This window comes from Microbacterium alcoholitolerans (assembly GCF_050408615.1).
Lineage (GTDB): Bacteria > Actinomycetota > Actinomycetes > Actinomycetales > Microbacteriaceae > Microbacterium.
Genome location: NZ_JBNTKD010000001.1, coordinates 2,887,570 through 2,900,441 on the forward strand (window position 1 = coordinate 2,887,570; position 12,872 = coordinate 2,900,441).

Consider the following 12,872-nt stretch of genomic DNA (forward strand, 5'->3'; position numbering starts at 1 on the left):
TGAGGCCATGCTCGGAGAACTCTCTGATCGCGACCGCGCGATCCTGACGCTGGAGGCGGCATGGCCGCGGCACGGCGGCATGAAGGAGGAGACCATCCGCGCGCAGCTGGGCATGAGCCCGGCGCGGTACTACCAGCTGCTCGGGCGTCTCATCGAGACCGAGGAGGCTCTGGAGTTCGACCCGCTGCTCGTGCGGCGCCTTCGCCGCATCCGCGACGCACGTGGCGCGCAGCGCACGGCGCGAATGCGGGGCTTCGTCGGCTGACGCGCGCTGCGGCCGATCTGCACAGCGGAGGGTGTGCTCCGTGCGGATTCACGGAATGCGCCCGCTAGCATCGAGGGGTGTCAAAGCCCCCCAACGACCGTTTCGACGACATCCCCCGCGCAACCGGACGCGTCGGCGCTCACCGCGCCGAGCAGCCCGGCATGAACGGACTGGTCGTGCTGCTCTGGTCGGCCGCCGCCGCGCTCGTGCTGATCGTCGGCGGGATCTTCGTGTCGCTGGTGATGATGGATCGCATCTCGCTGACGGGGGAGCCGACACCGGCCCCCGTGCAGACGCAGGGCGTCGAGGCGAAGATCGACACCTCGTACCGCGTGCTCCTCCTCAACGCGACCCCGCAGAGCGGACTGGTCGCAACGACGCGCGAGGAGCTGCTCGCGCAGGGCTGGGCCGGCGACGCGGTGTTCGGCAGCGAAGGCTCCACCCAGGAGTTCGAGAAGACCACCGTGTTCTACGTCGATGAGGCGGATGAGGCGGCGGCCCTCGGCGTGGCTGAGGTGCTCGGCGGCGCCGAGGTGCAGCAGAGCGACTTCTACGCGGACCTCAATGACACCGAGCTGCCCCAGTTGACAGTGGTGATCGGTCTCGACCGCGCACCGGGAGCGACACCGCAGGGTGAGGACGGCGAGGACGCCCCGGTGGAGTGATCCGCCCTCGGCGAACTGCGGTCGGCCGCGGCTTGCACTCTCATGGGTCGAGTGCCAGACTGGGTTTAGCACTCGAATGCTCTGAGTGCTAATTCCCATCGCCTACGTCCGGGAGGGACGAAAGACTCATGGCAAAGATCATCGCTTTCGATGAGGAGGCCCGCCGTGGCCTCGAGCGCGGCCTGAACATCCTGGCCGACGCCGTCAAGGTGACGCTCGGCCCGCGCGGTCGCAACGTCGTGCTCGAGAAGAAGTGGGGTGCCCCCACGATCACGAACGACGGTGTCTCGATCGCCAAGGAGATCGAGCTCGACGACGCGTACGAGAAGATCGGCGCGGAGCTCGTCAAGGAGGTCGCCAAGAAGACCGACGACGTCGCCGGTGACGGAACCACCACCGCGACCGTCCTCGCTCAGGCACTGGTCCGCGAGGGCCTGCGCAACGTCGCAGCCGGCGCCGACCCCATCTCGCTCAAGCGCGGTATCGAGAAGGCTGTCGCGGCCATCACCGCCGACCTGCTCAGCAGCGCCAAGGAGATCGACTCCAAGGAGCAGATCGCGGCCACCGCGTCCATCTCCGCCGCTGACCCCGAGATCGGCGAGCTCATCGCCGAGGCGATCGACAAGGTCGGCAAGGAAGGCGTCGTCACCGTCGAGGAGTCGCAGACCTTCGGCACCGAGCTCGAGCTCACCGAGGGCATGCGCTTCGACAAGGGCTACCTGAACCCGTACTTCGTCACGGACCCGGAGCGCCAGGAGGCGGTCTTCGAGGACCCGTACATCCTCATCGCCAACCAGAAGATCGGCAACATCAAGGACCTGCTGCCGATCGTCGACAAGGTGATCCAGGACGGCAAGGAACTGGTCATCATCGCCGAGGACGTCGAGGGCGAGGCTCTCGCGACGCTCGTGCTGAACAAGATCCGCGGCATCTTCAAGTCGGTCGCCGTCAAGGCTCCCGGCTTCGGTGACCGTCGCAAGGCGCAGCTGCAGGACATCGCGATCCTGACCGGCGGCCAGGTCATCACCGAAGAGGTCGGCCTCAAGCTCGAGAACACCACGCTCGACCTGCTCGGCCGCGCACGCAAGGTCATCGTCACCAAGGACGAGACCACCATCGTCGAGGGCGCCGGCGAGGCATCCACGATCGAGGGTCGCGTGACCCAGATCCGTCGCGAGATCGACAACACCGACAGCGACTACGACCGCGAGAAGCTCCAGGAGCGCCTCGCCAAGCTCGCCGGCGGCGTCGCCGTCATCAAGGCGGGTGCGGCCACCGAGGTCGAGCTCAAGGAGCGCAAGCACCGCATCGAGGACGCCGTCCGCAACGCGAAGGCAGCGGTCGAAGAGGGCATCGTCCCCGGTGGTGGCGTCGCGCTCATCCAGTCGGCCAAGGCACTCGAGGGCCTCGAGCTCCAGGGTGACGAGGCGACCGGCGCGAACATCGTCCGCGTCGCTCTCGAGGCTCCGCTGAAGCAGATCGCCATCAACGCCGGCCTCGAGGCAGGCGTCGTCGCTCACAAGGTCGCCGAGCTCCCCGCGGGCCACGGCCTGAACGCGGCCACCGGCGAGTACGGCGACATGTTCGCACAGGGCATCATCGACCCGGCCAAGGTCACCCGCTCGGCGCTGCAGAACGCAGCCTCGATCGCAGCCCTGTTCCTCACCACCGAGGCCGTCGTGGCTGACAAGCCCGAGAAGGCTCCGGCCATGCCGGCCGACCCGTCGGGCGGCATGGACTTCTGACGCGCGAGGACTCAATGGCGCGAAGCGGCGTTGAGTCCGAGTCGGGTCAAGGTTGAGCGAGCACCGCGAAGCGGAGCGAGTCGAAACCCCAGCCTCAACACGGCTCAGACAGAACGCCCCCTGCACCATGCAGGGGGCGTTCTGCGCGTTTCGACTCGATCGGCTCCGCCGATCTCGCTCAACGACCGGGTTGCGCTCGTGCGCGGCACGAGCGCCGTAAAGCCTCAGCGGAACAGGCCGGCCGAGTACTGGTCCGCGTCGGCGTACTGACTCGCCGCGGAGCCGAGCGCGGTGCTGATGGATGCGAGCACCTGCTCGACGTGCATCTGCGCGCCTCGCCACTGCTCGCTGCACTGCTGGAAGGCGCCTGCCGCGGTGCCTGTCCACGTCGACTGCAGCTGGGTCAGCTGCGCCATCAGCGCAGTCGACTCTCCCTGCAGTCGCTCCATGGTGGCGCGCGCGGCGCCGTGCGCCGCATGGACCGCGTCGGTGTCGACGGTGAAGACGGACATGGGATCTCCTCTCAACGGAGTCCCGACTCTACGGAGGCGCTGGCGCCCCTGAACGGCCGAATCCCGGCATCCGTGCACAACTTCCGACGCACCGTCGACTGTGCAGGACGATCAGCTCAGATCTCCAGGCGATCCAGCGGCTGGGTCTCCTCGAGCAGGTGCGCCGGTGTCGCCTGGGGTGGTGCGAGCGGCAGGGAGACGACGAAGGTTGCTCCGCCCCCCGGCGTCTCGACGACCTGGACCGAGCCCTCGAGCGACTCGATGATGGACGCCACGATCGCCAGACCGAGGCCGGATCCGCCCGTCTCGCGCGCACGCGACGTGTCGGCGCGCCAGAACCGCTCGAAGATGTGGTCGCGGATCTGCGGAGGGATGCCCTCGCCGTGATCGACCACGGCGATCGTCCCGACCCCTCGGTGGCGGTCAGCACCGACGACGATCTCGATCGGAGCGTCGGACGCGGAGAAGCGGCGGGCGTTTCCGAGCAGATTCGTGACCACCTGGCGCACCTTGTTCTCCTCGCCCAGGACGATCGGGGGTGTGCGCACCGGTGCATCCCTCGCCTCGGTGAAATCGATAGACGGCACCGCATCCGCGGGTGTCTTGGGGCGGCGCCGCAGCCGGGCCAGCGGTCCACCGGCGCGACCCGGCGCGGCGGCGGTGCCAGCGGGCGGCGGGACCGGTGATCTGCGTGCGGGCGCCTGGCCGAACTCCTCCGTGGTCGTGTCGATCACGGTGATTGTCCGCCCTGGGGAGGCGGCGCGGACGTCGAGCGCGGCGTCGCGGGCGATCGGGCGCAGATCGAGCGGGGCGATCTCGAGCTCGCGGGAGCGCTCCTCATCGAGGCGCGCGAGGGCGAGCAGATCCTCGACGAGCACGCCCATGCGGATCGCCTCCTTCTCGATGCGCTCCATCGCGCGAGCGGTGTCCTCCTCGCCGTGGATCGCACCCATGCGGTACAGCTCGGCGTAGCCGCGCACGCTGACCAGCGGGGTGCGCAGCTCGTGGCTGGCGTCGCCGATGAACCGTCGCATGTTCTGCACGGTGCGATCGCGCTGGGCTATGGAGCGGTCGACGCGATCGAGCATGGTGTTGATGGCGGAGTTCAGGCGGCCGACCTCGGTGGTGGGCTCCAGGTCGGTCAGGCGCTGGCTGAAGTCGCCGGCAGCGATGGCCATCGCGGTCGATTCGACGTGCCCGAGACGGCGGAACGTCAGCGTGACGAGCACACGGGTGAGGAGAGCGGCGAGCAGGATCGTCACGAGGGCGACCGTGGTGTACACGGCGAAGTACGTGCCGACGATGCGGTCGGCCTCTTCCAGGGGAAGCGCGACGACCTGCACGTAGAGGATGCTCTGCGCGGTCTGCGCGGGCTGTGCCGAGACCGCGGCATGGAACTCCAGACCGTCGGACCCGTGCATCGGCAGGACCTGATCCTCCTTCGCCTTGGCCTGCTGCAGCGTGAAGGTCTCAGGGAAGTCCGGTCGTCGCTCGGCCGACTGGCCGCCGGCCTCGGCGATCAGCCTGCCGTCCGCCTGGTAGAACGCGACGACGAAGTCCGTCGAGCGCGGGGCATCCGCGGCGGGGTCGAACTCTAGGTCGCCGTCCGGGCCCACCGACACGTCGAAGAAGCGCTCGGCCTGGCCCGTCGTCGCCAGTGCCGGCAGCTGCGCATCGATGTTGTTGATCATCGCGTTACGCAAGATCGGCACGGTTCCGATTCCTGCGATGACCAGGCCCAGCGCGAGCACCGCGACGGTGACGCCGGTGACTTTGGCGCGCAGACTGATCCGCCGCCACCACTGGGTGACGGAATCGGATCCGTTCGCCATGACCGCCTCCGGTGCCGCTACGCGGACTTGCCGACCTTCAGCATGTATCCGAAGCCGCGCTTGGTCTGGATGAGCGACTCCTCGGTGTGCGGGTCGATCTTGCGTCGCAGATACGAGATGTAGCTCTCCACGATGCCGGCGTCGCCGTTGAAGTCGTACTCCCAGACGTGGTCGAGGATCTGCGCCTTCGAGAGCACGCGGTTGGGGTTGAGCATGAGGTACTTGAGCAGCTTGAACTCGGTCGGGCTGAGCTCGATAGGCACTTTGCCGATGAACACGTCGTGGGTGTCCTGATCCATCGACAGCTCGCCGGCGCGGATGAGGGACTCCTCGTCGGCCTGCATCGTGCGGCGCAGGATCGCCTGCGCGCGTGCGACGATCTCGTCGAGCGCGAAGGGCTTGGTGACGTAGTCGTCGCCGCCTGCGTTGAGGCCTTCGATCTTGTCCTGCGTGTCGTCCTTGGCGGTCAGGAACAGGATGGGGGCGGTGAACCCGGCCCCGCGCAGGCGCTTGGTCACGCTGAACCCGTTCATGTCGGGCAGCATGACGTCGAGGATGATGAGGTCCGGCTCCTCCTCGAGGACCGCCGAGATGGTGGCCGCGCCGTTGGCGACCGTCTTCACCTTGAATCCGGCGAAGCTGAGACCCCGGGAGAGCAGGTCGCGGATGTTCGGCTCGTCGTCGACGACCAGGATGCGCGCGTCAGTCATGTCCCCATTATGGTGACTGAAGCCTTGTCTTGGCTGCTTATCCGTCGGAGTGCTCAGCTCTCGGCGTCCGCGTGCGGAGGCGTCCGCCGCGGGCCAGGGACCCGCGGGAGACCCTTGCCGGGCGTTCACAGGCCGTCGTCGATGGCGCCATGGCGCTCGGCGAGGAGCTCGACGACGTGGCTGTAGGTTCTGCCCGTCGCACGCGTCATGCCGATCTCGCAGGCGCGGTTGCAGGAGGCATGCGCGGCGGCGTCCAGCCGCTTCACCTCCGCGGCCTCTGCGGCGGTCGCCGAGGCGGTGAGCTCCGGGTGCAGCATCCCGCGGTCGCCGGCGAACCCGCAGCAGCCCCAATCCACGGGCACGGAGACCTCCTGCGCGACCGCCTCGCCGAGGGCCAGCAGATGCCGGTCTATACCGAGAGCCGCGGACGAGCAGGTCGGATGCAGTGCGAGGGAGGGCACACGCGACTCCGCGTCGAGCGGAGCCAGCACCGGCAGCACCCTCTCGGCAGTGAAGGCGACCGCGTCGATCACCTCGAAGCGGCGCGGATCCCCAGCCGCGTCGGCGGCATGCAGGATGCGCAGCACGCCCTCCGTGCACGAGGCTGCGTCGACGACGACGGGGAGGACGCCCCCATCCGTCGCCGCCCATAGCGAGGCCAGCACGCGCTCGCTCATCGCGGCGAACCCTGCGGCATACCCTTTCGAGGACCACGGGGTGCCGCAGCAGAGTCCATCGACGTCCGCGGGCAACCGCAGGCCGATACCCACCGCGGCGCAGAGCGCAGCGAATGAGGCCTGGACGCCTGGCCCCACCGCTTCTCCGGGCGCGAACATCGCACCCTGGCAGCTGGGCAGCAGGACTGCATCGGCGGGTGTCGCGGCATCCGGGGGCGCGACGTGGCTGCGGCGCCGCCCACCGGTGGGGAGGTCGCTCGTGTACAGCGGGATGTCGTCGTCGCCCAGAACCGCGCGCACGGCGCGATTGGGCAGCGACACGAACGGCGCCGGAAGTGCGCCGACGACGTCCAGCGCGGCGCGAGCGACCCCGGTGACGGCGTTCCAGTGCCCGGCGGCCGCCTTCCAACCCGTCTGCTCGACGCGACCGCGACCCTCTCGACGCAGGCGCTTGACGAGATCGCCGGTGTTGATACCCACCGGGCAAGCTGCCTGGCACATACCGTCGACGGCACAGGTCTGGATACCGTCGTACTCGTACGCGGCTTCGAGCTCTCGGGCGAGGGCACGGTCGCCGGATGCCTCGGCGACCGCCCTGGCTCGACGCACGACGATGCGCTGCCGCGGTGTGAGCGTGAGATCCCGGCTGGGACAGACCGGCTCGCAGTACCCGCATTCCACGCAGCGATCGACTTCCTCCTCGACGGTGACAACGGGTTTGAGATCGCGCAGATACGCTGTCGCGTCCTCGGTGAGCACTACGCCGGGGTTGAGGATGCCTGCCGGATCGAATGCCGCCTTTACGCCCTGCATGACGGCGAAGAGCCCGGCGCTGTACTGCTGTGCGACGAAGGGCGCCATCGCCCTGCCAGTGCCGTGCTCGGCCTTGAGATTGCCCCCGCGGGCAAGGACGAGGTCCACGAGGCCCTCGGTGAAGGCCTTGAGCCGGGCGACCGCCTCGGGCCTCGAGAAGTCGTCGGTGAGCATGAAGTGGAGGTTGCCGTCCTTGGCATGACCGAAGATCACGCTGTCGGCATATGCAAAATCAGCGAGCAGCGCCGAGAGGGCGTCGCAGGTGTCGGCCAGGACGTCCACCGGCACGACGATGTCCTCCAGGAGGGCGGTCGTGCCGCTCGGGCGGGCTCCGGCGACGGTGGCGTAGAGCCCCTTGCGCACCTTCCACAGCGCGGCGCGGGTGGCCGGATCGGTGCTCAGCGCCGCCGCGCGGATCAGATCCAGCCCTTCCAAGACCGGCGCGGCCGCATCGATGCGGCTTTGCAGTTCCGCGGCATCCGCGCCGCGGTATTCGATGAGCAGGGCCGCATGATCGAGCAGCGGGAAGCTGGAGATCTCCACGGGAGCGTCAGGCGCTCGGCGGGCGACGCGCAGCGAGGTAGAGTCCATGAGCTCTAGCGTCGCAGCATCCGTCGCGACGAGCGCGGGAAGCGCGGCCGCGGCGTCGGCGACCGAGGCGAAGACGAGCAGTCCCGTCGCGACATGCGGGTCGACCGACACTGTGCGGAAGGTCGCTTCGGCGACGAAGCCGAGCGTGCCTTCGCTGCCCACCAAGAGCCGCACGAGGATGTCGAGAGGCTCTTCGAAGTCCAGGAAGGCGTTGAGGGCGTAGCCCATCGTGTTCTTCATCGAGAAGCGCTCGCGGATCTCGGACACGGATGCTGGGTCGGCCCGCACGAGGTCGCGGAGGCGCGCGAGCTCGGCGACGAGCCGCGGCTCCTCCTGCGCCAGCCGTGAGGGGGCGTCGGGATCTGCGCTGTCGATGATCGTTCCGGAGGGCAGCACGGCCACGAGCGACTCCAGGGTCCGGTAGCTGTTCCGCTCGGTCCCCGCGGCCATACCGGAAGAGTTGTTCGCGATCACCCCGCCGACCGTGCAAGCGACCTCGCTCGCGGGGTCCGGGCCAAGCGCGCGCCCGTGGCGGGCGAGGTGCGCGTTGGCCGCGCGCAGCGTCACTCCTGGCTCGACTCGCAGCCGCTCGCCGTCGTTGAGCACCTGGATGCCGCGGAACCCGCGGCGCGTGTCCAAGAGGACGCCGGTGCCCGCGGCCTGGCCGGACAGGCTCGTGCCGCCCGAGCGGAAGGTGACCGCGGCCCCGTGGGCGGTGGCCAGCGCGAGGGTCTGCGCCACGGCGTCCCTGTCATCGGCGTCCACGGCGAGCTGTGGGATGAGCAGATAGTGCGAGGCGTCGGGGGCGCGGGCGTGGCGCTCGAGTGCGGCCGTGTGCACGCGATCGGAGCCGAGGACGCGGGCGAGCTCGGTGGCGAGGTCGGGGATCATCGGTTCACCCAGACGAAGGGCACATGCGTCTGCTTCTCCCCGGCGGCGACGCGGTGGGCGAGGAGCAGCGCGCCGTCCAGCGGATTGCCCGCCGGGGCGCGGACCTTGGCATCCGGTCGCAGCATGGCCACGGTGCTCAGGAACTGCGCCTCCAGCGTGCCGCCGGCACGGAAGATGCCGCCGGTGGCGGCAATGACCGGCTCGGGTGAGAGCTGGAGTGCGGCCACGACGCTGCGCGCGGCCACCTGGCCCGCCAGAGCCATGATGGCGTCGGCGGACGGATCGCCGGCGGCGGCGAGCTGAGCGACGTCCGCGGCGAAGCCCGCGAGCACCCCGGCACGGTCATGCCGCGTGTAGAACTGCGACGGCCAGGTCAGGGGCTCGCCGAACCGTCGCTTCGCCGTCTCCAGCAGGGCGGTGCCGCTGTCGTCGACCTGGTCGTAGGCGCGCATCGCCGCCTCCAGGCCGCGTATTCCGATCCAGGCGCCGGCGCCTCTGTCGCCGAGTAGATGTCCCCAGCCGTCGACGCGGTGCCAGCGCTCGCGGCCGTCGCCGCCTATGGCAATCGCCCCGGTGCCGAGCGCGATGACGGCGCCGGGCCGGCCCCCGAGCGCGCCCAGGTGCGCGGTGACGGCATCGATGGCCACGGCCGCTCCGACATCGAGCCGGCCGGTGAGCCTGCGCAGCTCGTTGGTGAGCTCCTCCGCGAGCTCGCCCGGCTGGGGGACCAGTGTGCCCATGCCCGTCGTCCCGACGCCGATGGCTGCGACTTCGCGGATCTCGTCCGGCCACTGTTGCGCGGCACAGCGCAGCAGGGCGAGCACCCTGGCGGGAGCCGTGCTGCCGCCGGTGGTCACCCCGATGCCGTCGGCTGCGAACTCGTCACCCGCTTCGGCTCCTGTCAAGCGGATCGCGACGCGGCTGCCGGAGCCGCCGACGTCGATGCCGAGGACGCGCGTCACTTGCTCATTCCAGCGGTCAGGCCGGAGACGATCTGCTTGGTGGCCACGAGGAAGAGCACCACGAGAGGGATCGTCGCCAGGGTCAGGCCCGCGAACAGGGTCGCCCAATCCGTCTGATACTCGCCGAAGAAGCGTGTGATCCCCACGGGCAGAGTGTATTTCGTCTGGTCGCGGATCAGGATGAGTGGGTAGAAGAAGTCGTTCCACACGGGAACGAAGCGGAAGACGACCACCGTCGCGATGGCGGGGCGGACCAGCGGCAGATGGATCCGCCAGAAAGTCTGGAACGGACCGGCGCCGTCCAGTCGCGCCGCCTCGTCCAGCTCGATCGGCAACTGGCGGAAGAATGAGGCCAGGACGAAGGTCGAGAAGGGGATGCCCAGCGCTCCGTAGATGAGAATCAGGCTCAGCAGATTCGAGGTCATCCGCGCCGCGTCGAGCATGTAGAACAGCGGCAGGATCGCCAGGTACACGGGCAGCATCAGTCCCGACAGGAACACGCCCTCCAGGGTCTTGAGCGCCTTGGAACTCGTGCGTGCGAAGGCGTAGGCCGCCATGAGCGACACCCCTGTCGACAGCAGCACCGAGCAGACAGTGACGACGATCGAGTTGAGGAAATAGGTCTCGAATGACGCTGTGACCCAGGCCCTCACATAGCTGTCGAAGTTCGGCGGGAGGGGAAGACCCAGCGGGCGCTGGGCCATGTCCTGCGTGGTGCGCAGGGAGTTGAGCACCATCAGGAGCAGCGGCGAGATCGCGAATGCGGCGTAGAGCCAGAGGAGGGTGTTCGTGGCGAGTCCGCTGGCCGTGACCGGCGGTCGCTTCCGTCGCGTGGTCCCGCGGGGCTTGCCGGTCGTGAGGGCGACGGTGTCGATCGTGCCGGTCATCAGAACAGTCTCCGTTCGGCGCGGGCCAGCAGGACCCGGAAGAGGATCGCGATCCCGAAGATGAACAAGAACAGCAGGGTGGCTATCGCCGAGCTCGTGCCGATCGAGTTGGTGGATCCGGACTCGAAGGCGGTCCGGTAGAACAGCAGGCTGAGCACGTCGGTGGCGCCGGCCGGATTGCCTTGGGACCCGCCGACCGCGTAGGGGATGGGGAAGGCTTCCATCGCGCCGATGAAGGTGAGGATGCTGACCGTGCCGATCGCGGGAGTGAGCATCGGCAGAGTGATCGAGAAGAAGCGCTGCAGCGGGTTCGCGCCGTCGATCGACGCCGCCTCCTCGATCTCCTCGGGAATTCCGCCCAGGGCGGCGCCGTACAGCAGGATCGGAAAGCCGATCCACTGCCAGGCCGTGATGAACACGACGACCCAGATCGCCGTCTGCGGGGTGCCAAGCCACGCGATGGCGAACTTTTCCAGGCCGATGGACTTCAGCAGCGCGTTGACCGGGCCGAATAGCGGTGAGAGGATCAGCGTCCACAGATAGCCGATCACCAGCGGGGAGACGAGATAGGGGAGCGTGTACAGCGTCTGGAAGAAGCGCTTCATCCTGCCGACGCGGTGCAGAAGCGTCGCCAGCGCCAGCCCCACGGTGTTCTGGAACACCATCGCGCCGACGAAGAGAAGGATGTTGTGGAGGAAGGCGTTGGGGATGGCGCTCTTGTACGGTTCCGCGGTGAAGAGCCGGATGTAGTTGTCCATCCCGACGAACCCTCCGCGGTTGACACCGGTCCACTCGAAGAACGAGTAGCTCAGCGCCGTCAGCATCGGATAGGCCAGGAAGATCGAGAACAGGATCAGAGCAGGGAGCACGAAGACCATGCCCGTGCGCAGGGACAGGGACACACCGGATTGGTAGGTTCGACGTTTGCCGAGCTTCGGCATGACAGCGACGGACATGGTCTTCGCTTCTCTCTCTTCTCAGTTCACGTTCTCGGACGAGCTCACTGGCCGGGAGTGAACCAGGCCGCGACCCCGTCCTGCAGCGCAGCGGCCGCGCCGGCCGCATCCTGTTCGCCCAGGAACATCCGCTGGACCTCGACGCCGAGCACCGCAGTGCCGAACGGGTCGCCGAAGCGGAAGTCGATCAGCAGGATGTACGGCTGGCCGCCGGCTTCGTAGTCGGCCCAGGTCTCCGCCATGACCGGGTCGGAGTAGGTCACGCCGGGAATGGCCGAGAACATGTTGAGCTCGTCCGCCACGAGCTGGCCGAACTCCGCGGTCGTCATCCAGCTCAGCAGGGTGGCGGCCGCCTCCTTGTGCGGGGAGTTGGCGCTGATGGCGAAGTTGCCATCGGCCCAGGACGGAACCGAGGGGGCGTTCTGCACCGACCCGGGGGGAGCCGGGACGGGGAAGGTCCCGAGGTCCAGGTCCGGAGCGAGATCGCGCAGGGCCGCCAGGTCGAAGGAGCCGCCTGGATACTGCGCGGCCTGTCCGGAGGTGAAGAGCATCTGCGCCTCCACGACGCCGACGCCGGTGATTTGCTCGGGCATGTACTTCGCGAGGTCGTCGAGGACCTGCAGTGAAGCTACGTAATCGGCATCGGTGAAGTCGGTCTCGCCGGAGAGGACCTTCTCGCGGAACTCCGAGCCGCCGTAGCGCGACGAGCCGAAGGTGTCGTGGATGAGGGGCAGCACCCAATCGTCCTTCGCTCCGACGGCCAGGGGCGTGATCCCCGCATCGAGCAAGGTCTCCTGGACATCGAGGAACTGGTCCCAGGTGGTCGGGACCTCGAGGTCGTGCTCAGCGAAGATCGCCTTGTTGTAGTAGACCTGGAAGGTCTGGGTCGCCAAGGGGACCGAGTAGATGCCGCCGTCCGTGCCCTTGGAGCTGTCGATGACGTGCGCCGGGAACTGGTCTAGACCCGAGACCGTGCTGTCGATCTGCTCCAGCTGGCCGGCCTCGACATTGGCCTGCAACTGGCCGTACGAACGCACCTGGGCGATGTCCGGGCCGTCACTGGCGGCGAGCCCAGTGGCCAGTAGCTGGTTGTACTCGGTGTTCTGGAACGCTTCGAATTGCACCTTGATGCCGGGGTGGGCGGCGGTGAACACATCGAAGATCCTGTTGTAGGCGGCGACGTCCTCGGTGCGCCACGACCATACCTCCAGGGTGATCTCTTCACCCGTCGGGTCCTGAGGGGTATCGCCATTCGAGCTGCTGCTGGGTGCACATGCGCTCAGTGCGAGTGCGCCGACAGCCAGGGCGGCCGCCGGGATGAGATGACGACGTTTCATGTTTTCTCCATTCTTGGTGGTGGGGCGTG

11 protein-coding genes are annotated in these 12,872 nt (G+C 68.3%); 3 read left to right on the forward strand and 8 right to left on the reverse strand.

Annotation, left to right across the window (positions count from 1 at the left end; genetic code table 11):
• Positions 1 to 7 precede the first annotated feature (7 nt).
• The 3 genes from ACQUSX_RS14010 (at position 8) to groL (ending at position 2,675) form a co-directional block, all read left to right on the forward strand.
• Positions 8 to 265, forward strand: coding sequence for a DUF3263 domain-containing protein (locus tag ACQUSX_RS14010; protein WP_428907515.1), 258 nt, complete (start codon positions 8 to 10; stop codon positions 263 to 265).
• A 77-nt stretch (positions 266 to 342) separates the two neighbouring features.
• Positions 343 to 930, forward strand: a complete 588-nt coding sequence (locus tag ACQUSX_RS14015) for a LytR C-terminal domain-containing protein (protein ID WP_428907516.1) — start codon at positions 343 to 345, stop codon at positions 928 to 930.
• Positions 931 to 1,058: 128 nt separating this feature from the next.
• Positions 1,059 to 2,675, forward strand: a complete 1,617-nt coding sequence (gene groL, locus ACQUSX_RS14020) for a chaperonin GroEL (protein WP_428907517.1) — start codon at positions 1,059 to 1,061, stop codon at positions 2,673 to 2,675.
• A 224-nt stretch (positions 2,676 to 2,899) separates the two neighbouring features.
• On the opposite strand, the gene ACQUSX_RS14025 is transcribed toward groL, so the two are convergent.
• From ACQUSX_RS14025 to ACQUSX_RS14060, 8 genes are all read right to left on the reverse strand, one after another.
• Positions 2,900 to 3,187, reverse strand: a complete 288-nt coding sequence (locus ACQUSX_RS14025; RefSeq protein WP_428907518.1) for a WXG100 family type VII secretion target — start codon at positions 3,185 to 3,187, stop codon at positions 2,900 to 2,902.
• A 116-nt stretch (positions 3,188 to 3,303) separates the two neighbouring features.
• A complete protein-coding gene (locus ACQUSX_RS14030) occupies positions 3,304 to 5,019 on the reverse strand; it encodes a sensor histidine kinase (RefSeq protein ID WP_428907519.1) in 1,716 nt (571 codons plus the stop codon).
• 17 nt (positions 5,020 to 5,036) lie between these two features.
• Complete coding sequence (locus ACQUSX_RS14035) at positions 5,037 to 5,729, reverse strand: response regulator transcription factor (protein WP_428907520.1); 693 nt, start codon at positions 5,727 to 5,729, stop codon at positions 5,037 to 5,039.
• Positions 5,730 to 5,854: 125 nt separating this feature from the next.
• Positions 5,855 to 8,701, reverse strand: coding sequence for an FAD-binding and (Fe-S)-binding domain-containing protein (locus ACQUSX_RS14040; protein ID WP_428907521.1), 2,847 nt, complete (start codon positions 8,699 to 8,701; stop codon positions 5,855 to 5,857).
• On the reverse strand, positions 8,698 to 9,663 hold the full coding sequence (locus ACQUSX_RS14045) for an N-acetylglucosamine kinase (RefSeq protein ID WP_428907522.1): 966 nt from the start codon (positions 9,661 to 9,663) through the stop codon (positions 8,698 to 8,700). Before ACQUSX_RS14045 ends, ACQUSX_RS14040 begins: the two co-directional genes overlap by 4 nt.
• Entirely contained in the window at positions 9,660 to 10,550 is an 891-nt protein-coding gene (locus ACQUSX_RS14050) for a carbohydrate ABC transporter permease (protein ID WP_428907523.1), read from the reverse strand. Before ACQUSX_RS14050 ends, ACQUSX_RS14045 begins: the two co-directional genes overlap by 4 nt.
• Complete coding sequence (locus tag ACQUSX_RS14055; RefSeq protein WP_428907524.1) at positions 10,550 to 11,506, reverse strand: carbohydrate ABC transporter permease; 957 nt, start codon at positions 11,504 to 11,506, stop codon at positions 10,550 to 10,552. The genes ACQUSX_RS14050 and ACQUSX_RS14055 overlap by 1 nt, the downstream gene beginning before the upstream one ends.
• Before the next feature lie 44 nt (positions 11,507 to 11,550).
• On the reverse strand, positions 11,551 to 12,843 hold the full coding sequence (locus ACQUSX_RS14060) for an ABC transporter substrate-binding protein (RefSeq protein WP_428907525.1): 1,293 nt from the start codon (positions 12,841 to 12,843) through the stop codon (positions 11,551 to 11,553).
• Positions 12,844 to 12,872: the final 29 nt, after the last annotated feature.

What these genes read in the sequence shown, in the direction of transcription:
- ACQUSX_RS14060 (WP_428907525.1), bottom strand. Translation starts at nt 12,843, where the DNA reads ATGAAACGTCGTCATCTCATCCCGGCGGCCGCCCTGGCTGTCGGCGCA.
- groL (WP_428907517.1), top strand. Translation starts at nt 1,059, where the DNA reads ATGGCAAAGATCATCGCTTTCGATGAGGAGGCCCGCCGTGGCCTCGAG.
- ACQUSX_RS14025 (WP_428907518.1), bottom strand. Translation starts at nt 3,187, where the DNA reads ATGTCCGTCTTCACCGTCGACACCGACGCGGTCCATGCGGCGCACGGC.
- ACQUSX_RS14040 (WP_428907521.1), bottom strand. Translation starts at nt 8,701, where the DNA reads ATGATCCCCGACCTCGCCACCGAGCTCGCCCGCGTCCTCGGCTCCGAT.
- ACQUSX_RS14030 (WP_428907519.1), bottom strand. Translation starts at nt 5,019, where the DNA reads ATGGCGAACGGATCCGATTCCGTCACCCAGTGGTGGCGGCGGATCAGT.
- ACQUSX_RS14035 (WP_428907520.1), bottom strand. Translation starts at nt 5,729, where the DNA reads ATGACTGACGCGCGCATCCTGGTCGTCGACGACGAGCCGAACATCCGC.
- ACQUSX_RS14055 (WP_428907524.1), bottom strand. Translation starts at nt 11,506, where the DNA reads ATGTCCGTCGCTGTCATGCCGAAGCTCGGCAAACGTCGAACCTACCAA.
- ACQUSX_RS14010 (WP_428907515.1), top strand. Translation starts at nt 8, where the DNA reads ATGCTCGGAGAACTCTCTGATCGCGACCGCGCGATCCTGACGCTGGAG.
- ACQUSX_RS14050 (WP_428907523.1), bottom strand. Translation starts at nt 10,550, where the DNA reads ATGACCGGCACGATCGACACCGTCGCCCTCACGACCGGCAAGCCCCGC.